This window comes from Agrobacterium sp. OT33 (genome assembly GCF_017313365.1).
GTDB classification, from domain to species: Bacteria; Pseudomonadota; Alphaproteobacteria; order Rhizobiales; family Rhizobiaceae; genus Agrobacterium; species Agrobacterium rhizogenes_A.
In genome coordinates this window covers 214,432-237,385 of sequence record NZ_JAFLMZ010000003.1, presented here as the reverse complement: position 1 = coordinate 237,385, position 22,954 = coordinate 214,432, and the positions used below count along the sequence as shown (strand labels likewise).

Annotated in this window: 26 protein-coding genes; 9 read left to right on the top strand and 17 right to left on the bottom strand. The window is 59.7% G+C overall.

The window, feature by feature from the left end; genetic code table 11:
- The 3 genes from pgeF to lgt form a co-directional block, all read right to left on the bottom strand.
- Entirely contained in the window at positions 1 to 795 is a 795-nt protein-coding gene (gene pgeF, locus JZX88_RS08685; RefSeq protein ID WP_065113854.1) for a peptidoglycan editing factor PgeF, read from the bottom strand.
- A gap of 159 nt (positions 796 to 954) precedes the next feature.
- Entirely contained in the window at positions 955 to 2,055 is a 1,101-nt protein-coding gene (locus tag JZX88_RS08680) for a class I SAM-dependent methyltransferase (protein WP_206913281.1), read from the bottom strand.
- A gap of 15 nt (positions 2,056 to 2,070) precedes the next feature.
- Positions 2,071 to 2,883 carry a prolipoprotein diacylglyceryl transferase gene (gene lgt / locus JZX88_RS08675; RefSeq protein ID WP_161991746.1) on the bottom strand — a complete coding sequence of 271 codons (813 nt, stop codon included), beginning with the start codon at positions 2,881 to 2,883 and terminating at the stop codon, positions 2,071 to 2,073.
- A 307-nt stretch (positions 2,884 to 3,190) separates the two neighbouring features.
- On the opposite strand from lgt, the gene JZX88_RS08670 reads away from it, so the two are divergent.
- The 4 genes from JZX88_RS08670 (at position 3,191) to JZX88_RS08655 (ending at position 5,591) form a co-directional block, all read left to right on the top strand.
- On the top strand, positions 3,191 to 3,454 hold the full coding sequence (locus JZX88_RS08670; protein WP_065113851.1) for an accessory factor UbiK family protein: 264 nt from the start codon (positions 3,191 to 3,193) through the stop codon (positions 3,452 to 3,454).
- Between the two features lie 429 nt (positions 3,455 to 3,883).
- On the top strand, positions 3,884 to 4,384 hold the full coding sequence (locus JZX88_RS08665) for a YbjN domain-containing protein (protein ID WP_003522870.1): 501 nt from the start codon (positions 3,884 to 3,886) through the stop codon (positions 4,382 to 4,384).
- Between the two features lie 2 nt (positions 4,385 to 4,386).
- Positions 4,387 to 5,205 carry a pyrroline-5-carboxylate reductase gene (proC, locus tag JZX88_RS08660; protein ID WP_174034320.1) on the top strand — a complete coding sequence of 273 codons (819 nt, stop codon included), beginning with the start codon at positions 4,387 to 4,389 and terminating at the stop codon, positions 5,203 to 5,205.
- A gap of 44 nt (positions 5,206 to 5,249) precedes the next feature.
- Complete coding sequence (locus tag JZX88_RS08655; protein ID WP_206913280.1) at positions 5,250 to 5,591, top strand: tRNA-binding protein; 342 nt, start codon at positions 5,250 to 5,252, stop codon at positions 5,589 to 5,591.
- A gap of 78 nt (positions 5,592 to 5,669) precedes the next feature.
- On the opposite strand, the gene JZX88_RS08650 is transcribed toward JZX88_RS08655, so the two are convergent.
- The 4 genes from JZX88_RS08650 to JZX88_RS08635 form a co-directional block, all read right to left on the bottom strand.
- Positions 5,670 to 7,049, bottom strand: a complete 1,380-nt coding sequence (locus JZX88_RS08650) for an ATP-binding protein (protein ID WP_206913279.1) — start codon at positions 7,047 to 7,049, stop codon at positions 5,670 to 5,672.
- Between the two features lie 30 nt (positions 7,050 to 7,079).
- Positions 7,080 to 7,793, bottom strand: a complete 714-nt coding sequence (locus JZX88_RS08645; protein ID WP_065113846.1) for a response regulator — start codon at positions 7,791 to 7,793, stop codon at positions 7,080 to 7,082.
- Position 7,794: 1 nt separating this feature from the next.
- Complete coding sequence (locus JZX88_RS08640) at positions 7,795 to 8,322, bottom strand: MarR family winged helix-turn-helix transcriptional regulator (protein ID WP_065116022.1); 528 nt, start codon at positions 8,320 to 8,322, stop codon at positions 7,795 to 7,797.
- Between the two features lie 219 nt (positions 8,323 to 8,541).
- Complete coding sequence (locus JZX88_RS08635; protein ID WP_206913278.1) at positions 8,542 to 9,147, bottom strand: DUF1236 domain-containing protein; 606 nt, start codon at positions 9,145 to 9,147, stop codon at positions 8,542 to 8,544.
- Positions 9,148 to 9,380: 233 nt separating this feature from the next.
- On the opposite strand from JZX88_RS08635, the gene JZX88_RS08630 reads away from it, so the two are divergent.
- Entirely contained in the window at positions 9,381 to 10,025 is a 645-nt protein-coding gene (locus JZX88_RS08630) for an MBL fold metallo-hydrolase (protein ID WP_110756038.1), read from the top strand.
- 86 nt (positions 10,026 to 10,111) lie between these two features.
- On the opposite strand, the gene JZX88_RS08625 is transcribed toward JZX88_RS08630, so the two are convergent.
- The 4 genes from JZX88_RS08625 to JZX88_RS08610 form a co-directional block, all read right to left on the bottom strand.
- Entirely contained in the window at positions 10,112 to 10,327 is a 216-nt protein-coding gene (locus JZX88_RS08625) for a cold-shock protein (protein WP_003494703.1), read from the bottom strand.
- Between the two features lie 445 nt (positions 10,328 to 10,772).
- Positions 10,773 to 11,675 carry a DMT family transporter gene (locus tag JZX88_RS08620; RefSeq protein ID WP_110756036.1) on the bottom strand — a complete coding sequence of 301 codons (903 nt, stop codon included), beginning with the start codon at positions 11,673 to 11,675 and terminating at the stop codon, positions 10,773 to 10,775.
- A 172-nt stretch (positions 11,676 to 11,847) separates the two neighbouring features.
- A complete protein-coding gene (locus tag JZX88_RS08615; RefSeq protein WP_110756035.1) occupies positions 11,848 to 12,159 on the bottom strand; it encodes a hypothetical protein in 312 nt (103 codons plus the stop codon).
- A gap of 144 nt (positions 12,160 to 12,303) precedes the next feature.
- A complete protein-coding gene (locus JZX88_RS08610) occupies positions 12,304 to 13,233 on the bottom strand; it encodes an EAL domain-containing protein (RefSeq protein ID WP_110756033.1) in 930 nt (309 codons plus the stop codon).
- Between the two features lie 211 nt (positions 13,234 to 13,444).
- Between JZX88_RS08610 and JZX88_RS08605 the strand changes: the two genes are divergently transcribed.
- Positions 13,445 to 14,647, top strand: coding sequence for a pyridoxal phosphate-dependent aminotransferase (locus JZX88_RS08605; protein ID WP_065113841.1), 1,203 nt, complete (start codon positions 13,445 to 13,447; stop codon positions 14,645 to 14,647).
- A gap of 59 nt (positions 14,648 to 14,706) precedes the next feature.
- Here JZX88_RS08605 and JZX88_RS08600 read toward each other — a convergent pair whose 3' ends face one another.
- A complete protein-coding gene (locus tag JZX88_RS08600; protein WP_065113840.1) occupies positions 14,707 to 15,813 on the bottom strand; it encodes a calcium:proton antiporter in 1,107 nt (368 codons plus the stop codon).
- Between the two features lie 194 nt (positions 15,814 to 16,007).
- On the opposite strand from JZX88_RS08600, the gene JZX88_RS08595 reads away from it, so the two are divergent.
- Positions 16,008 to 16,274, top strand: a complete 267-nt coding sequence (locus JZX88_RS08595) for a DUF2188 domain-containing protein (RefSeq protein ID WP_065113839.1) — start codon at positions 16,008 to 16,010, stop codon at positions 16,272 to 16,274.
- 104 nt (positions 16,275 to 16,378) lie between these two features.
- On the opposite strand, the gene JZX88_RS08590 is transcribed toward JZX88_RS08595, so the two are convergent.
- Positions 16,379 to 17,323 (bottom strand): LysR family transcriptional regulator, encoded by a 945-nt coding sequence (locus tag JZX88_RS08590; RefSeq protein ID WP_065113838.1) that lies wholly within the window; start codon positions 17,321 to 17,323, stop codon positions 16,379 to 16,381.
- 88 nt (positions 17,324 to 17,411) lie between these two features.
- Between JZX88_RS08590 and JZX88_RS08585 the strand changes: the two genes are divergently transcribed.
- Entirely contained in the window at positions 17,412 to 18,449 is a 1,038-nt protein-coding gene (locus JZX88_RS08585; RefSeq protein ID WP_206913277.1) for an NAD(P)H-binding protein, read from the top strand.
- Positions 18,449 to 18,838 (top strand): DUF6220 domain-containing protein, encoded by a 390-nt coding sequence (locus JZX88_RS08580; protein WP_206913276.1) that lies wholly within the window; start codon positions 18,449 to 18,451, stop codon positions 18,836 to 18,838. The genes JZX88_RS08585 and JZX88_RS08580 overlap by 1 nt, the downstream gene beginning before the upstream one ends.
- A gap of 53 nt (positions 18,839 to 18,891) precedes the next feature.
- Here the strand turns inward: JZX88_RS08580 and JZX88_RS08575 are convergent, their stop codons facing one another.
- The 4 genes from JZX88_RS08575 to trxB form a co-directional block, all read right to left on the bottom strand.
- Entirely contained in the window at positions 18,892 to 20,004 is a 1,113-nt protein-coding gene (locus JZX88_RS08575) for an alkene reductase (RefSeq protein WP_110756025.1), read from the bottom strand.
- 125 nt (positions 20,005 to 20,129) lie between these two features.
- Positions 20,130 to 20,420, bottom strand: coding sequence for a helix-turn-helix transcriptional regulator (locus JZX88_RS08570; RefSeq protein WP_003513408.1), 291 nt, complete (start codon positions 20,418 to 20,420; stop codon positions 20,130 to 20,132).
- Between the two features lie 593 nt (positions 20,421 to 21,013).
- The gene (locus JZX88_RS08565; protein ID WP_034498849.1) at positions 21,014 to 21,910 is read right to left on the bottom strand and encodes a LysR family transcriptional regulator VtlR; all 897 of its coding nucleotides are present in this window, start codon (positions 21,908 to 21,910) and stop codon (positions 21,014 to 21,016) included.
- Between the two features lie 24 nt (positions 21,911 to 21,934).
- Complete coding sequence (gene trxB, locus JZX88_RS08560) at positions 21,935 to 22,909, bottom strand: thioredoxin-disulfide reductase (protein ID WP_065113834.1); 975 nt, start codon at positions 22,907 to 22,909, stop codon at positions 21,935 to 21,937.
- Between the last annotated feature and the right edge of the window lie 45 nt (positions 22,910 to 22,954).

Genomic DNA, 22,954 nt, shown 5'->3' with positions numbered 1-22,954 from the left:
TCAGTCCTCCAGAATTGCGATTGCGGAAATCTGCCGGCCGTAATCCGGTTCGGCGCGGTGGGTCGTGCGGCGATAGGAATAGAAACGCTCTTCGTCCGGATAGGTGCAGAGGCCGAGGTTTTCCGCCTTCACACCGGCCCGGGTCAGGCGGTCTATTGTGAATTGCTTGAGGTCGAACAGCGCGTGTCCCTGCTTGTCCGTCGTGGCGAAATAATCCGCATAGGCCGGGTCGATATCGGTGAAGCGCGCGACATATTCCGGCCCCACCTCATAATTGCTCTGGCTGATGGAGGGGCCGAGCGAAGCGACGATGCGCTCGCGGCCGGCGCCGAGCTTCGTCATGGTCTCGATGGTGTTTTCGAGCACGCCGAACAATGCGCCCTTCCAGCCGGCATGGGCCGCACCGACAACACCCGCCTGCGGATCCGCAAACAGGATCGGGCCGCAATCGGCACTCAGCACGCCAAGCACGAAGCCCGGGGTTGCCGTCACCATCGCATCCGCCTGCGGGCGGCTGCCGTCATAGGTTTCATCGACCACGAGGACATCGGGTGAATGGATCTGATGGACGGTGGCGAGGCGCTCTGTGGACAGGCCGAACCATTGCGTCACACGCCGCCGGTTTTCCTGCACCCGTTCCGGTTCGTCATGTGAGCCGAGGCCGACATTCAGGCCTTGATAAAGCCCCTCCGACACGCCGCCCTGCCTGGTGAAAAAGCCGTGGCGGACGCGGTTTTCGCCGAAGGCGGCGAGCAGGGGGCTCTGGATGGGGAGCGGCAGCGTTGGGTTCTGCATGGTGCGGGAGTTCCTTGGAGAATATCGCTGTTGGCCTGTGTTGTGCCAGAGTTGTCGTAAGCGAGATGTTTCCTGTTGCCGCGGCGTTGCGCGGCGCTTGTCTGATGCAGTTTGCCTGCTTCGCGTTGCGGCGATGTTGGCCCAGAGGTGATTGCGCTGTCAATCCACTGCGCGAAACGGCATGAGATGAAGCGCGGGACTTGAAACGGCGACGACTTTGAAAAGTTCCCCCATCTTGCCGGCGCCTTCACCGGCGAGACGGTTGACCGCTTCCGCAATCGCAAGCGTCTGATCGGGGGTTGCCTTGGCGGCGAGTGCGCTCGCCCTCTCCTTGAGGCCGAGGCCGTAGAGAAAGTCACCCTGTCTCAGGGCGCCGTTGACGTGAACACCGGTCGCTTCGGCCGTTCTGACGAGGCTTTCGAAATCGACATGGCTGGTCAGATCGGCTTCGCCGGGATTCGCGAGCGGCGGATCGAAGGCGTGGTTGCGCATGGCCTGCAGGGTGTCGCCAAAACCGGCGACGAGGTGACCGTAATCGATCGCAAGCGCCGTGCCGCCATGGGTCGACAGGCGCTGGCAGATCGCCGTCATCACGGCTTCGCGGGCAGGGGAAATCTCGAATATGGTGCCAGGCGGCTGCCGTTCGGGCTGCGGTGGCAACAGGACCGGGTCGATGCTGGCAAGCCCGGTCGAGAACACGAGTTCGTCTTCCGCATTAAGGCTCACCACCCTTTCGCGGAAACCCTGTGGCGTCTTGACGAATTGCCGGATCGGAATGGCGTCGAAAAGCTCATTGGCGACGAGAAGCAGGAAGCCTTCCGGCACATCGTCGAAACTTTCATGCCATGTCAGCCGGTCGGCATGGTCGGCCAGCGTTTCTCTCTGGATCGTGGAAAGGCGAGGGCTGGTTTCCACCAGATGCACCCGCATCGTCTCGTAAAGCGGCGGCGCGATGCGGCGGATGACACGCAGCATGTCCGACATCATGGTGCCACGGCCGGGGCCGATTTCCACCAGCCGGGTTTCAGCGGGTGCGCCGTGCCGCTGCCAGGCATGGACCACGAAGACACCGAGCATCTCGCCGAAAAGCTGGCTCACCTCAGGCGCGGTGATGAAGTCACCCGAACGGCCGAAGGGTTCGCGGCTTTTGTAATAACCATGCTCGGGGTCAGCGAGGCAAAGCGAGAAATAATCGGTGACGCTGAGCGGACCGTTGAGCCGGATAAGGGATTTGATGCGTTGCGCAAGCGGTGTCGTCATGGCAGGCCATACCGCTTAGGCGCTTTTTGCCGCGCCGCGCGCGCGCAGGACCGCCCACAGACCCAGAAGGAACATCGGTGTGGAAAGCACCATGCCCATGGTCAGCCAGTTGCCGGCGAGATAACCGATCTGCGCGTCCGGCTCGCGGAAGAATTCCACGAAGATGCGTGACAGCGCATAACCGCAAACGAAGATGCCGGTGATGAGGCCGGGTGTTTTCAGCGCCCTGAGGGCATAGATGGCGATGGCCAGAATGACGACGAGTACGAGGCCTTCGAGGCCTGCCTCATAAAGCTGGCTTGGATGCCGTGCGAAAGGGCCGCCGGTGGGGAATACGACCGCCCACGGAACGTCGGCGATACGCCCCCACAATTCACCGTTGATGAAATTGGCGATGCGGCCGAACAGCAGGCCGATGGGCGCGACAGCGGCGATGATGTCGAACATGCTCCAGACCGGGATGCCATTCTTGCGGGCGAAGAGGATCATGGCGATGGTGGTGCCGATCAGTCCGCCATGAAACGACATGCCGCCGTTCCATATCTCGATTGCCCTGATGGGATTGGCGGCGACGGCGGCAAGGTCGTAAAACAGGATATAGCCGATGCGTCCGCCGAGCACGATGCCGCCGGCGGCCCAGAGGATGAAATCGTCAAGATGCTGGGCGGAGATCGGTGACGTATCGTTTGGCCACAGGCGATCGGTGCGGGCGAGACGGCGGGCATAAAACCAGCCGAGCATGATGCCGGCAACATAGGCAATGCCATACCAGTGGATCGCCAGAGGCCCTATGGAGAGCGCAACCGGGTCGATATTGGGAAATGGCATGATGGCGAGTTGGGTGGGAGCGGCTAACAATCCGTATATTCCGTCATCGTTGCTGGGCGACAACAGAATCATCCATTGCCTTATGGGGCCGGGCGATGATGCTCACCGGTCTCCCTGACGCCAAGGAAAATGGCGATTGCCGAGGCGGCGGTCAAGGTGATTTTTCGTGATGGGATGGCGATGGCGGGCGCCGCAGCGAGAGGCCGCATTTTTCGATTTCGCTTGCAAGGCGGCTGTCGAGTGCCTACCTGAAAGGCATCAACAGCAGGGAACGGGATGCTCCCTGAACCGACGAAGGAACAGCGCCATGAGCACGACAGGCACCAATCGTTTTCTGGATGAATTCGCCAAGCTGATGACCGATGCGGCCGGCGCGGCGCAGGGCGTGCGCAAAGAAGCGGAGGCGGCCTTTCACGCGCAGGCCGACCGCTGGCTGAACAGCCTGGACGTGGTGCGGCGCGAAGAATTCGACGCGGTGCGCGAAATGGCCATTCAGGCGCGTGACGAAAACGACGCGCTGCGTGCCCGCATCGAGGCCCTGGAAGCAAAGCTCTCCGCCACCAAGGACTGATTTTTTCGCGCTTTTTCCTGATGGTCCCGGATCGCCTGCGATTCCGGGACTTTTTGTTTTCAGGCGGTGCAACCTGAAATTATCTCCGGTTGCCGCCGGCCGGTCTCCAGCGCGATTTTTTTGAGGCCTGTGGACACTTCCAAAAAACACAATTGCCAGAGTCGCTTATGTATCTCGCCTGAGGTGATGGGGGAGGAGATATCCACTGCTCAAAAAGCAAAAATGGCAGCCGAGGGGTGGCAGCGGGACTCGGCCATTATACACTGATTTTAAATGATGATTCGAAACGACCTGGTAAGCTCCGGACAGGGTGAATGCGTAATTCTGTCGGTGTCGGGCAATCGTCTCAAATATTGAATCCGGTTTGTGTGTGCGTTTTGTGCCCGGCGTTCAAAACAGAACATTCCATACCGGCTGAGAAGGTGCCGCATGAGTCTGATAGAATTTGAAATCGAGCGTCAGTCCAATCCCGTGGACATGATCGAGATTGTCGCTGCGTCGAACGACTGGTCTTTCGAGCGTTCCGGCGAAGACGAGATCGCCATGACGGTGGCTGGCCACTGGGCCGATTATCACGTTTCCTTTTCATGGATGGAAGAGTTCGAGGCGCTGCATCTGGCCTGTGCCTTCGATATCAAGGTGCCTGACCAGCGGGTCAACGAAGTCATTCGCCTGCTCTCGCAGGTCAACGGCCAGGTGCTGATGGGGCATTTCGATCTTTGGCGGCAGGAGGATGTGGTGATCTTCCGGCAGTCCCTGCTTCTGGCGGGTGGCGCGGAGCCGAACAACCAGCAGGTGGAAGTGCTGCTTTCCAGCGCGCTGGAGGCCTGCGAGCAATATTATCAGGCATTCCAGTTCGTCGTCTGGTCGGGGCTGGATGCAAAAAGTGCAATCGAAGCGGTCATGTTCGAGACCGTCGGAGAAGCGTGAAGATGGTATACAAGGCTTCCGGCCCGCTCGTCCTCGTCGGTGCCGGCAATATGGGCGGCGCCCTGCTTTCGGGTTGGCTGAAAAAGGGCGTCGCGGGATCGCAGGTGATCGTTATCGACCCGCGCCCTTCCGACGCGATGCGCACGACGATTGCCGAAGCCGGTGCGGTCCATCATGAAAGCGTGCCGGATGGTATCAAGGCCGGCATTCTTTTCGTGGCGGTGAAGCCGCAGATGATGGAAGCCGTGTTGCCGTCCCTCAAGCCGCTCCTGGGAGCGGATACCGTCGTCGTCTCGATTGCGGCCGGCACCACCATCGGTACGTTCGTTTCCTGCTTCGGCGCAGTTGCCGCCGTGCGGGCCATGCCCAACACGCCGGCCATGGTAGGGCGCGGTGTGACGGGAGCCTATGCCAATGAACTGGTCACCCCGGAACTTAGAGCCGTGGTGGACGGGCTTCTGAAGGTCAGTGGTCCGGTCGAATGGGTGGAAACCGAAAACGATATCGATGCCGTGACCGCGGTTTCGGGCAGTGGCCCGGCCTATGTCTTTTATCTCGTGGAATGCATGGCGGAAGCGGGCCGCAAGGCTGGTCTGCCGGCGGATGTGGCCATGCGCCTGGCGCGCGAGACAGTGGCGGGGGCGGGCGAGTTGCTGCACCAGTCCTCCGATGAGGCGGCGCGGCTGCGCCAGAACGTGACCTCTCCGGGCGGCACGACGGCGGCGGCGCTTTCGGTGCTGATGGCTGACGACGGTATGCAGCCGCTGTTCGACAAGGCGGTTGCGGCGGCAAAAAAACGCGCCGAAGAGCTTGCCGGTTGAAGGGTGGGCAGGGTTGAAGCATTGCGGGTAAGCGGGAGCAGGGCATGAGCGGTGAAATTTCCTACGCCGATTTCGAGAAGGTCGATATTCGCGTTGGCACGATCGTCGAGGCGGAACCCTTTCCCGAAGCCCGCAAGCCGGCAATCAAGGTGAAGATCGATTTCGGGCCCGACATCGGCATCAAGAAATCTTCGGCACAGATTACGGTGCATTATACGCCGGAAGGCCTTGTCGGCCGGCAGGTGCTGGGTGTGGTGAATTTTCCGCCGCGCCAGATCGGCCCGTTCCGCTCCGAGGTCCTGACGCTGGGTTTTGCCGACAGCAACGGCGATATCGTGCTTGCCGCCGTTGAACGACCAGTGCCGAACGGCGAGAAAATGTGCTGATACAGCACCATGGCCGCTCGATCTCTCAGGTTGAGTACGAGACCCCGAACTCTTCATTACAGTTTTCTGCCCGGTGTCTTACGCCGGAATTTTGACGATTACCCTCAAACCGCCCAGTGGGCTGTCATCCAGAGACACATCGCCACCGTGGCCGCGGGCAATGTCGCGGACGATGGAGAGCCCGAGACCTGTGCCCGAGGCGTTGAGGTTGCGCGCCTCGTCCAGCCGGAAGAACGGTTTGAAGACATCCTCGCGGGAGGTTTCCGGGATGCCCGGGCCGTCATCATCGAATGTCATGATGATGGAGCGCGGCGCCTTGCGGATATCGACATGCAGATTGCTGGCGTAACGCCTGGCATTCTCCGCCAGATTGGCGACGAGGCGTGAAAGGGCATTCGGCCGCGCGATGATCCTGTCGACATTATAGAGTTCGTAGCTGAATTTCTTGCCGTGAAGCTCGAAATCATGGCCGATCTTTTCCAGAAGTACCGGAAGCTCCAGTGTGCCGACATCCTCCTCGACATCGGTGCGGGCAAAGGTCAGATAGGCCTCCAGCATCGACTGCATGTCCTGGACATCCTTGTCCAGTCCTTCGAGGTCCGGATTGTCGCCTGCCAGAGCCAGTTGCAGCTTGAAACGGGTGAGGATGGTGCGCAGGTCGTGGCTGACGCCGTTCAGCATGGCGGTGCGCTGTTCCATCTGCCGTTCAATGCGTTCGCGCATCAGAATGAAGGCAAGGCCCGCCCGCCGGACTTCATCGGCGCCACGCGGGGAATAGGCGCTGATCTTCTGACCCTTGCCGAAATTTTCAGCCGCCTTGGCAAGCGCTTCGATGGGCTTGATCTGTCCGCGCAGGAAGAGGATGGAAATGGCAATCAGCACCAGCGATGCGCCGACCATCCAGACAAGGAAGATATGCGTATTGGAGGCATAGGCGGCGCTGCGGCGGGTAAAGACGCGCAGCGTCTTGTCTTCCAGCTGGATACGGATTTCGACCAGCGAACCGTTGCCATAGGTGTCGATCCAGAACGGTCTGCCGATCTGCTGCGCCAACTGGTCGGCCAAAATCCTGTCGAGGATTGAAAACAGCGGTTCCGGCCTGGGGGCGGGCAGGTCCGTTTTGGGCTCGATATAGACGCTGAGATCCAGCTTGTCGCGGGCAATGCGAATGACACGCTGGTAATCGTCTTCTTCGGGGTCGGTTTGCAGCAGTTCGATGATGGCGGCGATATCGCGGGTCACCGCGGCGGAAAGGCGTTCCGTCACCAGCTGCCAGTGGCGCTCCATGAAGACGGCGGCAACCACGGCCTGAAGCAGGATCATCGGCAAGATGATGATCAGCAGGGAGCGGGTATAAAGGCCGGTGGGCAGCCAGTGGCGCAGCCATCTGCCGGATGTGCGCCAGGCTCTCACTATGGCGCTTTTTCTGACCGTGCTGAGAAAATCGAGGCTCGCCATGCCGTCAGCCCGCCTTTCGTTTGGTGCCTGTCAGTCCACGCTCAGCCGGTAGCCGATGCCGCGCACGGTTTGCAGATAGACCGGATTGGCAGGGTCGTCCTCGATCTTGCGGCGAAGACGGTTGATCTGCACGTCGATGGTTCTTTCGCCCACTTCCGATTCCGCCTCGACCAGCTCGTGCCGCGGAATGGTGTCGCCGGCGCGGAGCGCAAACAGCAGCATGATCTCCTGTTCGCGGTCCGTCAGGCGGATCGTTTCGGGGCCGCGCCGCAATTCCTTCTTGGGAATGGAGAAGCTGTAGGGGCCGAACATGATCTGTTCGATCTTGGGCGTATCCGGCGAGGTGTTGCGCCGCAGGATATTGTTGATGCGCAGGACAAGTTCGCGCGGATCAAAGGGCTTGGCGAGATAGTCATCCGCGCCGGCCTCCAGACCTGCAATGCGGGAATCCGCTTCCGAGCGGGCGGTCAGAAGAATGACCGGCACGGATTTGTCCTCGTTCAGCGACCGTGTGAGAGAAAGTCCGTTTTCCCCCGGCATCATCACGTCGAGAATGAGGAGGTCGAACCGGATACCGACCATCTTGCGGCGCGCTTCGGCCGCATCGGCGGCAACGGAGATGCGATAACCCTTGTCGCCCAGGAAGCGCTGCAGAAGATCGCGGATGCGTGCATCGTCGTCGACGATCAGGAGATGTGCGGCGTCGTCATCCGCCGGCGGGCGCTTTGTCGTTGCTGTCGCCATGTCAGTCACCTTCGCCGGTTGCCGGGCTGCGCATCTGCGCCAGGAATTTGCGCACGCAGGCGCGGGCGTCGGGTCCTAGCCCTTCCAGTGCCCGATCGATGCGGCGCGATTGCGGCTCGCTCAGTGCGAGCGCCAGTTCGCGGCCCGTCAGTGTCGGATAGAGCCTGCGCTGGCGGCGATCTTCCGGGCCGGCCATCTGGCGGATATAGCCGTCGTCGATCAGCTGCTTGAGCACGCGGGCAAGGCTCTGTTTGGTGATTTGCAGCGTGTCGAGCAAATCCGCCACCGTCATTCCGGGCTGCCGGCTGACGAAATAGACCACCCGGTGATGTGCGCGGCCATATTCCAGCTTCGACAGGATGACGTCGGGATCGGAGACGAAATCGCGATAGGCGAAAAACAGCGCCTCGATCGTATCGAAGTCGATCTTGCCGTCGTCAACCTTCGGGAGTGCCGGTATCTGTCGGGCGGCGGCGGTTTTGAGCGATTGCGGTGGCACTGCGGTTCCTTCATATTCTGCGGCTGACATGCGTCGATGCGCCAATATTCTGTAAACATAGCCGAAAATGCGTCCGCTCGGGAGAATGCCGCCGATCATTTTCTGTTGCGGTGGATAATATGCTGCGGGGGCGGGTGCAACTGGAATCCTGAGCGGCATTTACCGGAAATAGAAAAGAGCGCGGGGAAGCCCGCGCTCTTTTCTCTTTTCATGCTGTCGGTCCCGGTCAGTCCAGTGACCGCCGGATGTTTACTGATAGACGTAGACGATCCGGTGGGTTGACGGTTCGACCAGAACCGGCACGTCGTTCACCCTTGTATAACGATACTGATAATCGGGGATTTCCACGAGGCGGGTATCGCGCGGCAGAGTGCTGCCTACGGCAATATCGCCGTCATAGGTAATGGTTTCGGCCGGATGTTCATCCATATAGGTAATGACAGCGTCCGGTGGGGCGATGTCGACATCACCGACGCGGCCGAGGTTCTGGTCACCGGGATTTGGTTCTGCCTGCACGCTTGCCGTCTTTTCATAGGTCACGACCGGCACGCTGAGTTCCGTGCGGCGCTCTTCCAGAATGACCGGCGAACCTTCGTACATGACATTCAGATAATCGGCATGGGCCCAGCCGCGCATGCCGTTGACCTCGATGCGGCACCAGCTGCTGCCTTCCATGCAGCCATCCAGCACGGCATTGCTGCCCCGCGTTGCCAGACCCAGTTCGGGATAGTCTTCACCGGGGCCCGAGCGAACGGAAATGTCCGATGCGGTGGTGGCGACCATGGCGGCGTTTGCGTAACCGGCCATCAAGGCGAAGGCGCCGCCAGCCATGAGCATTTTAAGCGTCTTGTCCATGTGTCTCACTCCTTTCAAGACTGGAACTACAACGCCACAGGCACGGGGGCGTTCCACATTTTTTCGGCGGCGATGCCCGTCCGCCATGGTGCTTTCCCAAATATCCAATTGAATTTTATCGTTATTTTTTGAGGTGGCCGCAGGGCTGAAAAGCGCGGATGGTCCTCCGCCATTGTGCGGAAACCGGCTGCAGGCTATAGGAGGCGGAATTTGTCAGACAGGGAGATACGGACATGGGAAAGTTGCAGGCGGGCATTATTCCGGTCACGCCGTTCGAGCAGAATTGCACCGTTCTCTTCGATCAGGATACCAAGGAAGGCGTCGTCGTTGATCCCGGCGGGGATGTCGATGTCATTCTCCAGGTGGTTGCCGAAAACGGCATAACGCTGAAGGAAATCTGGCTGACGCACGGGCATCTCGACCATGCCGGCGGCGCGGACGAGCTGCGTGCGAAACTTTCCTTGCCGGTCATCGGGCCGCATGAGGATGACCGGCCTCTGCTGGAGAGGATCGAGGTGCAGGCGGAGAAATACGGCATCAGCGGCCTGAAGAATGTGGTGCCTGATACATGGTTGAAGGACGGCGACAAGGTTTCCTTTGGAGACCACGTCTTCGAGGTCTATCATTGCCCGGGCCATGCGCCCGGTCACGTCATATATTACAATCGTGACCAGAACTTCGCCCATGTCGGCGACGTTCTGTTTTCGGGATCGGTGGGGCGCACGGACCTGCCGGGCGGAAACCACGAGCAATTGATGGCGTCCATTCGTGACAAGCTCCTGCCGCTGGGTGACGATGTCGGTTTCATCTGCGGCCATGGCCCGGGTGGACGGCTGGGTGAGGAACGGCTCACCAACCCCTATCTCAAGGGGCTCTGAGTGCCGGCCCATTGAGGCCCGCAGAACGCACAAAAAAACCCGGCATTCCTGCCGGGCTTCAACTAGAAAAGAAAGCCGTTTTAGGGTCAGCCAGCAATCTGCAGATTGACTGCCTTCGGGCCCTTGCCGCGACGATCCGGTTCCGTGTCGAAGCTCACTTTCTGATTTTCTGAAAGTCCGGACAGGCCAGAAGCCTGTACAGCAGAGATGTGAACAAAGATATCAGCGCCACCATTGTCTGGCTTGATGAAGCCGAAGCCTTTGTCTGTATTGAAGAATTTTACGGTGCCAGTTTCGGCCATGCATCAGGTCCTTTTCGCTCTGCCCGCGTTCAGCTACAGGCAGCATTACAGTTTTGCCCCGCGAGGGCGTTGGCAGGCAGTTCTTGACTATTGAGAAAATGGACCTTCGCAGCAGGAAGTAATGGCGTTCTCATCCAACGTTTTTCGTCCCACCGCCCAGGGTTTATAGCGTCCCCGGTGCGCAAATTTATAGGCCTTCCCATGCTCGCAAATTGCCCGAACCGCGGTAGAGTGATGCGTTTATCGAAAATTGGCAAGCAAAAGTTTTCACGGGCTTTTTGTCAGATAAAAAACCTGCGGTAGAATTACGACGTGGGATCGCATATTTTTTCCGCATAATCGATAATTGATGAAATAATTGCCGGTTGCGGCGGGTATTGCCGGCAAAATTTTGAACGCTAAACCGTGTTTTTCCGAAGATGGAGAAAAAACGGTTCTTTTCGCGTCACGCCGTTCCAGCCACGGTTTTTTGCCGCTTGCGGGTCAGTTCAGGCACGAGTTCCACGATCAATATGGCGACGAATATGATCAGGCAGCCGACATAGCCAGCGTTTGAAATGGTTTCCTGCAGGAAGATCGAGGCCAGCAATGCGCCGAAAAGCGCCTCCGAGGACAGGAATATCGCCGCCTGCGGCGCCGTGGTGTAGCGCTGGCCGATGACCTGCAGAACAAAGGCGAGGCCGGAGGAAACGAGGCCGACATAGAGGATTTCCGCCAGTGACGCCTCGATGGACGCCATGCTGATGGGTTCGAAGAAGACGCCGATCATGCAACTAAGAAGGGAGCAAACCGCAAACTGTGTGCAGGAAAGCGCGAGCGGCCGCCCGCTTTCGGAGACGAAACGCCCCGCCAGCGTGATCTGGATTGCCCAGAAGAAGGCGCAGATGATGCTGAGAATATCCCCCTGTGTCAGTGCTTCGAATGCGCCACCGGACAGGAGGAATATGCCACCCAGCATCATCAGGGCGCAGGGCCAGACGATCCAGTGCGGATGGCGACGATAAAGGACGACGGCGATGACAGGCACGAAGATGACGTAGAGCCCGGTCAGGAAGCTGGAATTGGTGACGGTGGTGGTCAAAAGCCCGACCTGCTGGGTGGTGGCGCCACCGAACAGGGCAAGCCCAACGAGGATGAAGCTGCCGATTTCCTTGCGGCGCGGCGGTGACTTTTTCGACCGGGTTTCGAGCATCGCGAAGGGCAGCACGGCGATTGCGGCGATGGCAAAACGCAGGCCGACGAACCAGAACGGGCCGATCGAGGCCATGGCGGAGGATTGCGCGACAAAGCCGCCGCCCCAGATTGCTGCGGCGAGAAGAAGCAGCATATTGGCCTGAATACGCGTCATGATAGGCACCAGCACAGCAGGGGCCGGAGGATCATTCGAGCACGGCCTTGGCAATTCGGGGATTTTTTGAAATGTCGATCCGACGTTTTCCCGGATGCTTTAGCAGCAAGCTGCTGGTGCCGCAAGTCGGCGAAAGACGGTGGCCGGCAGGCATCGGCTGTCGGGCAACGGCCTATTTGTAGCGGCGGGCCTCATCCTTGAGGCTTCGCCGGGTGAGCGTGAGGCCGCCTATGCCGAGACCGATGAAGGCCGCGGCCGAAAGGATGATGAGCAGCAGCATGTGGCCGCCCGCCCGCGATGTCGCTGCTTGCGGGATTGCGGCGGTGTGCAGCGTATCGACGGCCTGCGTTGCCGCGTTGGCGGATGTCGCGATACCAGCGGCCATGGTGACGATGACAAGAAAGGCAGCCACTGCCATCCAGAGGGAAAACAGCGTTCTCTGCGCCCTTAACCTTTCAACGGAAGTCCGGTCGTTGGTAAACATGGCGATCGCCTCTTGTCCTTGCTCCTGAAGGATAAAAGGCTTCGAAATGGACGGCTTGGCGACCGAATTCTGGCGTTCCGCGGTATTTATTGCGGCAATATTGTGGCAGTGGTTACTGCGGAGCCTGCTTCGCCGGGAATGGCCTCAAAGACCGCGTTTTCCGAAGGTCCGGGTCTGGCGCAGGGGGTGGGGGTCGGCGGGGCGCTCTTCCCGGAAAAATGGCGGTATCGTGCCTGGCCTGTCGGTTCGCGGTGGGGCGTTGAAATAGGCGCTGCCGAGTTCGGGAAAGCGCGCGTCGAAACTTGTGGGGGCGAGTTCGGGCTTGGCCAGAACGTAGCCCTGCATCAGCAGGACGCCGAGTTCTTCGCACAGATCGACCTGCCAGCCTGTCTCCAGCCCTTCGAATACCGGTTCTATTCCATCCTCGCGGAACTGGCGGACGATGACGCGCAGAAGGGCGGCGCCTGCCGAATTCTGCATGAAATCGCGTACCCAGGCCGCTTCGAATTTCACATAATCCGGCTTGATGAGCTTTACCCGGTCGATGTCGGAATCACCGGCGCCATAATCGTCCAGCGCCACACGAAAGCCGATGTCGTGCATGTGGTAGGCGAAGTCGGCGACGATCTGCGTGTCGGATGCCTTTTTTTCCGAGATTTCGCAGACGATGCGCTCCGCCGTCATGCCGGCCTCGTGGGCGGCAAGCCGCATACGCTCCACTTCCTGCCGCATCTTGGCCGGTGTCTGGAACAGGCCCGGATGGAAGTTGACGAAGATGCGGGCGCGGGAACGGTTGAGCCTGCCGGTGTTGAGAATATGGATCGTGCGCAGGATGCTATCGATGTTTTCGATGTCTTCCGACGCCACCAGCGAGAAGAATTCACCGGGGGTCACCGGTTCGCCATTGCGATGGGGCCGCACCAGACCCTCGAAGGAATCGATATCGAGCGCGCCGCTTGCCGTTCGCCGGAAGATGGGTTGCAGGGCCGATTTCAGGTTGAAGGTTTGATAGGCCGTGGACCATGTGCCATCGACCTCGCGGACAAGACTGGAAAAGATGCTTTTGGGCGCCATTTTTCAACCAGCTATAGAGATACGACCCCTAGGCTCGCGAATGTAGCGTATCAAGCGTTACTTCCGGGTTAAGGAAGACTTAAATTCTCCGCTGCTGCACATAAGCCGGCTTTTGACCTTGAAAGAAGGCCTGTCTTTCGACATAGAAAGTGCCGCAGAAGACAAGTTTTCCAGCCTCTGCTGATGTCAACCCCAATAGGACCGATTAAAAATGGCCTTCCTTGCCGACATTCTCTCCCGCGTAAAGCCATCCGCCACCATCGCCGTTACCCAGAAAGCCCGTGAGCTGAAAGCGCAGGGCCGCGATGTGATCAGCCTTGGCGCCGGCGAGCCGGATTTCGATACGCCCGACAACATCAAGGAAGCGGCCATCGACGCGATCAAACGCGGCGAGACCAAATACACCCCCATTTCCGGCATTCCGGAACTGCGCAAGGCGATTGCCGACAAGTTCAAGCGTGAAAACGGCCTGGACTACAAGCCGGAACAGACGATTGTCGGCACCGGCGGCAAGCAGATCCTCTTCAACGCTTTCATGGCCACGCTGAACCCGGGTGATGAAGTCGTTATCCCGGCGCCTTACTGGGTCAGCTATCCGGAAATGGTGGCGATCTGCGGCGGCACGCCGGTTTTTGTCGACGCCACGCTCGAAGACAATTTCAAACTGAAGCCGGAAGCGCTGGAAAAGGCGATCACGCCGAAGACCAAGTGGTTCGTCTTCAACTCGCCGTCCAACCCCTCGGGTGCCGCCTATTCGCATGACGAGCTGAAGGCGCTGACCGACGTGCTGGTCAAGCACCCGCATGTCTGGGTGCTGACGGACGACATGTATGAGCACCTGACCTATGGCGATTTCAAATTCGTCACCCCGGTCGAAGTCGAGCCTGCGCTTTATGACCGCACGCTGACGATGAACGGCGTTTCCAAGGCCTATGCCATGACCGGCTGGCGTATCGGTTATGCTGCCGGCCCGCTGCCGCTGATCAAGGCCATGGACATGATTCAGGGCCAGCAGACTTCGGGCGCCAGCTCGATCGCGCAATGGGCCGCTGTCGAAGCCCTGAACGGTACGCAGGATTTCATTCCCGCCAACAAGAAGATCTTCGAAGGCCGCCGCGATCTCGTCGTTTCCATGCTCAACCAGGCCAAGGGCATCAGCTGCCCGGCTCCGGAAGGCGCGTTCTACGTCTATCCGTCCTGCGCCGGCCTGATCGGCAAGACCGCGCCTTCGGGCAAGGTCATCGAAACGGATGCGGATTTCGTCTCCGAGCTTCTGGAAGCCGAAGGCGTTGCCGTCGTGCAGGGATCGGCTTTCGGCCTTGGCCCGAACTTCCGCATTTCCTACGCCACGTCGGAAGCGCTTCTGGAAGAAGCCTGCAAGCGCATTCAGCGTTTCTGCGCTGATTGCCGCTGATCGGCCTGCGATCTTGAACGAGGAAGCCCGGCAGCGATGCCGGGCTTTTTTCATTTCGGCTAAAGCCCCAGAAACAGCAGCATGATGAAGGTGGCGAAGAGAATGAAATGCGTCATTCCCTCGATTGCGTTGGTCTCACCGTCATTGAGGTTGATGGCTGCGGCAATGAGGGTGATGAAGACCATGACGGTCTGAACCGGCGTCATCGCCATGATGAAGGGCTGGCCGGTATAGAGCGCGATACCCTCCATGACAGGCACGGTCAGGATCACCGTCGAGAGCGATGCGCCCATGGCGATATTGACCACGGCCTGCATGCGGTTGCGCAAGGCGGACCGGAGCGCGGTGAGGATTTCCGGCGATGCCGAGATCGTCGCCACCACCACCGCCATCAGCGCCGGCGGTGCGCTCGTGCCCTCGAGGCTTTCGCTGAGGAAGGCCGACATGAATTCGGCCAGTGCGCCGATCAGCACCACACCGGCGATGATGAGGCCGATGGAGAGCGGCACGCTGCCCTCGTCCTCCTCTTCCGCATGGCTGTCAGACGGCTGACCGGCCGGATGCGCCTTGCGGGGATAGGCGTAGCTGAAGAAGTAGCTGTGCGGGCCGACCTGCATTTTGAGGAAAAGCGCATATAGCGCGATCATCGCGACGATGGTGAAGGCGGAATAGACGTGCCAGCTCTGTTGCGGAATGAATTCCGGCACGATCATCGATATGCCCATCGCCGTCAGGATCATCACGCCGTAGGTCTTGCCGGAATCGTCATTATAGGGCTGCTCGCCGTGGCGAAGGCCACCGAGAAGCGCCGCAAGGCCGAGAATGCCGTTGATGTCGATCATCACGGCGGAATAGATCGTATCGCGCACCAGCGTGGGCGAACTGGATTCACTCATGATGATGGCGAGGATCAGCACTTCCACGGCGACCGCCGAGAGCGTCAGGATCATGGTGCCATAGGGGTCGCCGACCTTGGCGGCGAGAATCTCGGCATGATGGGCAACCCGCATCGAGACGAGAACGATAAGCCCGATGAGCACGACCGCGGCGATGAGTGCCGCCGTTTTTCCGGCTTCGAATATTGCATGTTCGGCCAAGTAGGCGACGATTGCCGCCGGTATCGCGAGCAGCAGCATCCGCTCCTGTTTCAGAATAGAACCCGCCATTGATTTCCCTTCCCCTGTCAGTCGCAGGCTGTGACGTATCGTCCTCCAGATCAAGCAGGATTTGCGCTTGAATGCTTTTGGTAGGATAGTGATGTCGCAGGACATGCTGCTCATGCCGCGGTGTCCCCGTCGGGTGCAATGCTTGAAGCGCGGTTGTGGTTGCCATGTCGCCTACCGAAACAGGAGGAACATGCATGACCAAAGTGGTGTATGAAATCGTCGAACATGACGGGGGCTTCGCTTACCGCATGAATGGTGCCTATTCCGAAACCTTCCCTTCCTATGCCGATGCCGTCGAAGCCGCACGCATCGTTGCCGCCGAACAGCAGGTGGGTGGCGATGACGAGGAAATCAGCTATCAGGACGAGCGCGGCCAATGGCACGAGGAATATAGCCAGGGCGGAGACCGGCCGGAAGCCGAGGTGGTGGACAAGACTTCGCAGCAGGCCGAACCGTTTTGACGGGAAGGTTGGAAATTCCCGGTGAAAACGGTATGGCCCTCCCTGTCCCGCCGGTTTGCTCTGCGCGATTGCGCGCGGCCGCGTGATCCAATGTCCGGACAGCCTCAGCGCCGCTGCGGCGGGGCGTTCGGGTCGGTTTCCTTGAGATGGGCTTTCAGGCCTTCGACCAGGGCGCTGAAAACGGCGCGACATCGCGGTGAGGTCTTGAGATTTTCATGCATCGCCACCCATGTGTGCAACGGAATGTCGATTTTCGGAAGAACCTGCACCAGCCGCGGGTCCTTGCGCGCCAGGCCGATCTGACAGACGCCGATGCCGGCGCTGGCGCGGATCATGGCAAGCTGGGCGAGATTGCTGTCCGCGCGGATTTCGAAGCAGATGTCTTCAACGTCAGGTATTTCCGGATCCAGGGCGCGCATCCGCTGGATGGCAGCCCTGATGAACGGCGTCTTGCGGTCGAAACCGACCATCCGGTGCCCGTTCAGTTCCTCCATGACCTTTGGGATGCCGGCTTTCGCCAGATAATCGCGCGTCGCGTGAAAGCCCAGACGGAAATTGCCGATGTAGCGCATGACAATCGCATCCTGCTGCGGTTCGGTCATGCGGATGGCGATATCGGCTTCGCGCCGCAGCAGGTCTTCCAGCGTATCGGACAGCGAAAGCTCTATTTCGAGCCGCGGGTGCACGTCCTGCAGTGTCGCGATGATGGGCGGAAGCATTTCCACGCCAATGATATCAGACGCGCTGATGCGCACCGTGCCTTCGATCTTGCCGACCTCGCCGGAGGCCGCGCGCATGAGGGCGGCGGCCGTTGCCGCCAGATTTTCCGCATAGGGCCGGAGCGCAAGCGCTGCTTCCGTCGGCATCAGCCCGTGCGGTGAGCGGATGAACAGCGGAAAGCCGACGGCCTCTTCCAGCGCGCCGATATGGCGCCCCGCGGTAGGTTGGGTGATGCCCAGTTCACGCGCGGCGGCGGACAGCGAGCCGTCACGCAGAACGCTGAGGAAGGTGCGATAAAAATCCCAACTGACATCCCGGCTTTTGATCATAAATTTTTGTATATCTGATCCACTCATTTCGACAATTTCGTATATTGCAGGACGGGACGATACTCCAGTCAGAAAAGGAGTTTCGGTGATGATATATGAAAACCACGCGAATACAGCAGAGAATGACAAACCTCTGGCCCTGATCGTCGGGGCAAACGGCGGCGTCGGCAGTCACGTGGCGAAGATGTTGCTGCAACGGGGCTGGCGGCTGAGGGCGCTGACACGCCATCTGGCATCGGCAGCCATGGCGGATGGCATGGAACGCGTGAAAGGCGATGCCATGAACCGGCAGGATGTGGCGGAGGCTGCAAAAGGCGCTTCGCTCATCGTCCATGCGGTCAATCCTCCCGGATATCGCGATTGGGACGGCCAGGTACTGCCGATGCTGGACAACACCATCGCCGCCGCCGAGGGCTGCGGAGCGCGGGTCGTCTTTCCCGGTAGCGTCTATAATTTCGGGGCCGACGCCTTTCCGCTTCTGACGGAGGATAGCCCGCAAAAGCCCTTTACCCGCAAGGGTGCCCTGCGCGTGGAAATGGAACGGCGGCTGAAAATGGCGTCGATGCGCGGTGTACCGGTCCTGATCGTCCGTGCCGGCGATTTCTTTGGGCCGGATGCGAAAAACAACTGGTTTTCACAGATGCTGGTGCGGCCGGGAAAGCCGGTCCGCAGTGTCCAGAATCCTGCGGCGCCCCATGCCGGGCATCAATGGGCCTATCTGCCTGATGTGGCTGAAACGATCGGGCGGTTGCTTGATCGTTCGGGCGAACTCCCCGCTTTCGCCGTTTATCACATGGAAGGTTTCTGGGATTTCGACGGGCTGCAACTGGTCGGGGCGATCGAGCGGGCCGCCGGTCGTCCGGTCAAGATGCGTCGGCTTTTCTGGCCGGGCATAAGGCTGGCCGCACCCTTCGTTCCGTTGTTCCGGGAAGTGCTGGAAATGCAATATCTCTGGCAGATGCCGATCCGCATGAGCAATCGCAAGCTTGTGGATTTTCTTGGGGCAGAGCCGAAAACCCCTGTTGATATTGCGGTATCGGCGACACTGGCAAGCCTTGGCTGCCTTGAGCAGACACGGGAGCCGGCCGGTCTTCACCGTTCGGCCGATACCGGGGGCAGGGTGTGATGGCGACGGTGGCGAATGGGCTATCTCCACGGCGTCGCGTGTTCGCTGTGATTTCGGCGGGTGTGCCGGTCCTGATTTTCGCGCAGGTGCTGCTGGCCGGGCTATCGATCTATTATGACGGGTCGCTGCTTTCGGTGCACAAGGGGCTCGGCATCTTTATCGCGGTTCCCGTTGCGTCGCTTGTGGTCCTCGCGTTGCGCCATGAAGAGGTGCGGCCGAACCTTGGCCGCGCGCTCGTGCTGCTCGCCCTCTATTGTCTGCAGGTGGCATTGATGAGCATCGGCCGGGAAACGGGCAACGGCTTTCTGCAGGCGCTTCATGTTGCCAATGCCTTTGTCATGGGCGCGTTTTCCGATTACGCCGCGCGGCAGGCCCGCGCCTTATCCTGAAACGGAAAACGCCGCACTGCGGAAAAGCAGCGCGGCGTCTGGTTTATCGACTATCAGCCAAGTGCCGGATAGTCGGTATAGCCCTCGGCGCCGCCGCCATAGAAGGTCGGCTGGTTCGGCTCGTTCAGCGGCGCGTCGTTTTTCAGGCGGCGCACCAGATCCGGATTGGCGATGAAGGCCTTGCCAAAGGCCACAGCGTCGACCTTGCCGCTTTCCACGGCTTCGATGGCGCTCCCACGGTCATAGCCATTATTGGCGATCCACAGGCCCTTGCCGCCGGCATTGCGATAAGCGCCCTTGAAAGCCGCGTAATCGAAGGGCTTGTCGCCCTGCTTGAAATCACGCGGGCCGCCCGTTGCCCCCTCCACAACGTGGATGAAGGCGAGATTGCGCTTGCCGAGCTGTTCGGCCACGTAATCATAAAGCGGCTGAGGATCGGCCTCGAAAATGTCGTTGGCAGGGGTGACCGGCGAAAGGCGGATGCCGGTGCGGCCTGCGCCGATCTCTTCCGCCACCGCATCGACAACTTCCAGCAGGAAGCGGGCGCGGTTTTCGATCGAGCCGCCGTAATCGTCTGTGCGCTGGTTGGTGCTGGATTTCAGGAACTGCTCGATCAGATAACCGTTGGCGGCATGGATTTCGACACCGTCGAAACCGGCCTCCAGCGCTGCGCGTGCGCCGCTGCGGTAATCCTCGAGGATGAGGCCGATATCGTCGATGGTGAGCGCGCGGGGCTCGGAGGTTTCGGCAAAGGCGCCGGTGCCGTCATCATTGATGATATAGGTCTTCGACTTGGCGGGGATGGCGGAAGGGGCAACCGGCTGGCCGCCATGTGGCTGCAGCGAGGTGTGGGAAATGCGGCCCACGTGCCAGATCTGCGCGACGATCTTGCCGCCTGCCGAATGCACGCCGTCGGTGACCTTTTTCCAGCCCTCGATCGCTTCCCGCTTATAGAGGCCGGGAACATCGGCATAACCCTGACCCTGCTGGGAAATCGGCGTGCCTTCGGTGACGATCAATCCCGCTGTGGCGCGCTGTTCGTAATAGGTGGCGTTGAGATTGTTGGGAATTGCACCCGGCGAACGGTTGCGGGTGAGGGGGGCCATGACGATACGGTTGGCGAGTGCGATATCGCCGGCCTGTGCCGGTTCGAAAAGACTGGTCATGCGACTTCACTTTCTGGTCGGTTGGCGAAATTGCGCGGCAGGCGCGCTGTCTTTTTGCGGGTGCCGGCCAGAAAACCGCCTTGCGGTTTCCGGTCCGGCACCCCGGGGCTCAAAGCTTGGGAGGCTCAGAGATTGGCTTGCAGATAATTGCGGAAAGCGTCGATGGTTTCTTCGTTCCGTTCGAAAAACACCCATTGCCCGACTTTCTTCGACCTTATCAGCCCGGCCGCCTGCAACACCGCCAGATGCGACGAGACGGTGGATTGGGACAGGCCGCTGATCTGGAACTGATTGGCGCATACCCCCATGCTCAGCGGATGGTCCTGGCAGAAATGGCTTTCGGGGCTTTTCAGCCATTCAAGAAACTTCAGCCTTGCGGGGTGCGAAAGGGCTTTGAGGATTTCCTCCGGGTTCATCGGTGCTTCTTCAATATCTGGCATGAGCGATATTTATATCGATGATTGTCGATATACAAGTCACGTATCCGTGAGGCTGCTTCGGCGGTAGCGGTAAAAAAGAAGGCCGCTGGATATTTCCGCGGCCTGATAAGTTTGAAGGTCAAAACCTCCAGAGGGGAACAGCTGTCGCGTGCCTTGGGCGAGCGTGACAGCCAATTGAAATATGGGAGGGGCGATAATGCAAAACAAGGTTGCATCATGCGATATTTCGCCAAAATGGAGAAAATTCTTGCGGGTAAAAAAAGAGGGCCGCCGGAAGGATCCAGGGCCCTTTAAGTGTGAAGGTCAAAAACCTCCAGAGGGGAACAGCTGATGCGGTGGAACTGGGAGGAAAAGCCACCGTGTGCATCAGCTGAGAGCGATATGGTGCTTTTTTGTGCAGGAAACAACTCTTTTTTGTGCAGGTCAGGCATGCAAGCCGCGCAGACCTCGATATTTCCGGTATATTTTATGTGCAATGCTGAAGAGGGGTGCCTGCGCGCCCCTCTTGCCTGTACCTTTATAAGTCTTTGAATTTAAATGATTGTCTCTGAGCGTCGATTATTTTTACGTCAGAAGTTCCAGTTGCGCGCCTTGGCGACGATGAAGTCGCGGAAGGCTTTCAGCTTTGCGGCGTTTTTCATCTCGTCCGGATAACAGAAGTAGGTATCGAATGACGGAATATCTGCGGCGAGCGACAGCTGGATGAGGCCGGGATCGCGGCCGACGATATAATCCGGCAAGCAGGCAATGCCGATTCCCAGCAGGCAGGCGCGCTTGATCGAGGTCTGGCTGTTGATCTGCAGATGCGGCGTGCGCGTATTGTCTGAGGAACGCCCGGCGTTTTCCAGCCAGTTGACATCCAGCAGATAGTTGGGCGCCGGTTCGCCGAAGGAGATGATGCGGTGATTGTCGAGATCTTCGACCGACTGCGGCTCACCATGGCGGTTGATATAGGACGGCGCGGCATAGACGTGCATGTGCACCGTGAACAGCTTGCGCTGGATGAGGTCCGACTGCTGCGGCTGGCGCAGGCGGATGGCGCAATCGGCGTGGCGCATGTTCACGTCCAGCTCCTCGTTGTCGAGGATGAGCTGGATCGACATTTCCGGGTAGAGCTGCAGGAATTCCTGCACCTTGTCCGTCAGCCAGCCCTGGCCGAGACCGACCGTCGTTGTCACGCGCAGCTTGCCGCTCGGCTTCTCCGTCGTTTCGGTGAGCTGCATCTTGACGGTTTCGAGCTTCAGCAGCACGTCATGGGCGGTGCGATAAAGCAATTCGCCCTGTTCGGTCAGGATCAGGCCGCGGGCATGGCGATGGAACAGCTTGACGCCGACATCCTGCTCCAGCGCGCTGACCTGACGGCTGATGGCCGACTGGGACAAATGCAGCTTGTCGGCGGCATGGGTGAAAGACCCTGCTTCGGCGGCGGCATGAAAAATGCGCAGTTTATCCCAGTCCAATGGCATTGCCATGCCCACCCTGCCTTTCGGTTATTCGGCTGCTACCGCAAGCGGCTGCTGCGCGGTCAGATAACGTTCTGCTTCGAGGGCGGCCATGCAGCCCATGCCGGCGGCGGTGATCGCCTGGCGGTAAATGTCGTCGGTGACGTCGCCGGCCGCGAAGATGCCTTCCACGTCGGTTGCCGTGGAATCGGGAGCGGTCCACATATAGCCGTTGTCTTTCAGCTTCACCTTGCCCTTGAAGAGCTCGACCGCCGGCGCATGGCCGATGGCGACAAAGACGCCGTCGATGGGCATGTCGCTGATCGCGCCGGTCTTGGTGTCACGCAGCTTCACGCCCGAGACGGAAGGCGGCATTGGCGGCTTTGCGGGTGCGCCGGTGATTTCGGCGACTTCGGTGTTCCAGAGAATCTTGACGTTTTCCTTGGCAAACAGCCGTTCCTGCAGGATTTTTTCCGAACGGAAGCTGTCGCGGCGATGCACGACTGTCACGGATCTGGCGATATGGGCGAGATAAAGCGCTTCTTCCACGGCGGAATTGCCGCCGCCGACCACGATCACATCCTTGTTGCGATAGAAGAAACCGTCGCAGGTGGCGCAGGCGGAAACGCCGAAGCCCTGGAAATGCTGCTCGCTTTCGATGCCGAGCCACTTGGCCTTGGCGCCGGTGGCGATGATCAGCGTGTCGGCTGTCCAGACCTGGCCGGAATCGGTCTTGACCACGAAAGGCCGGGTCGTGGTGTCAACTTCGGTGACGAGGTCGCTGACGATTTCCGCGCCCACATGGGTTGCCTGCTTCAGCATCTGGTCCATCAGCCACGGGCCCTGAATCGGATCGGCAAAGCCCGGATAGTTTTCGACATCGGTGGTGATCATCAGCTGGCCGCCCTGTTCCATGCCGGCAATCAGCACGGGTTTCAGCATTGCGCGGGCCGCGTAGATCGCCGCCGTATAGCCGGCGGGACCGGAGCCGATGATCAATACCTTCGTGTGGCGGGCAGACATGGAAACATTCCTTCTCAATAGCGGGGTCTCTTGGTCGGGGGCCTT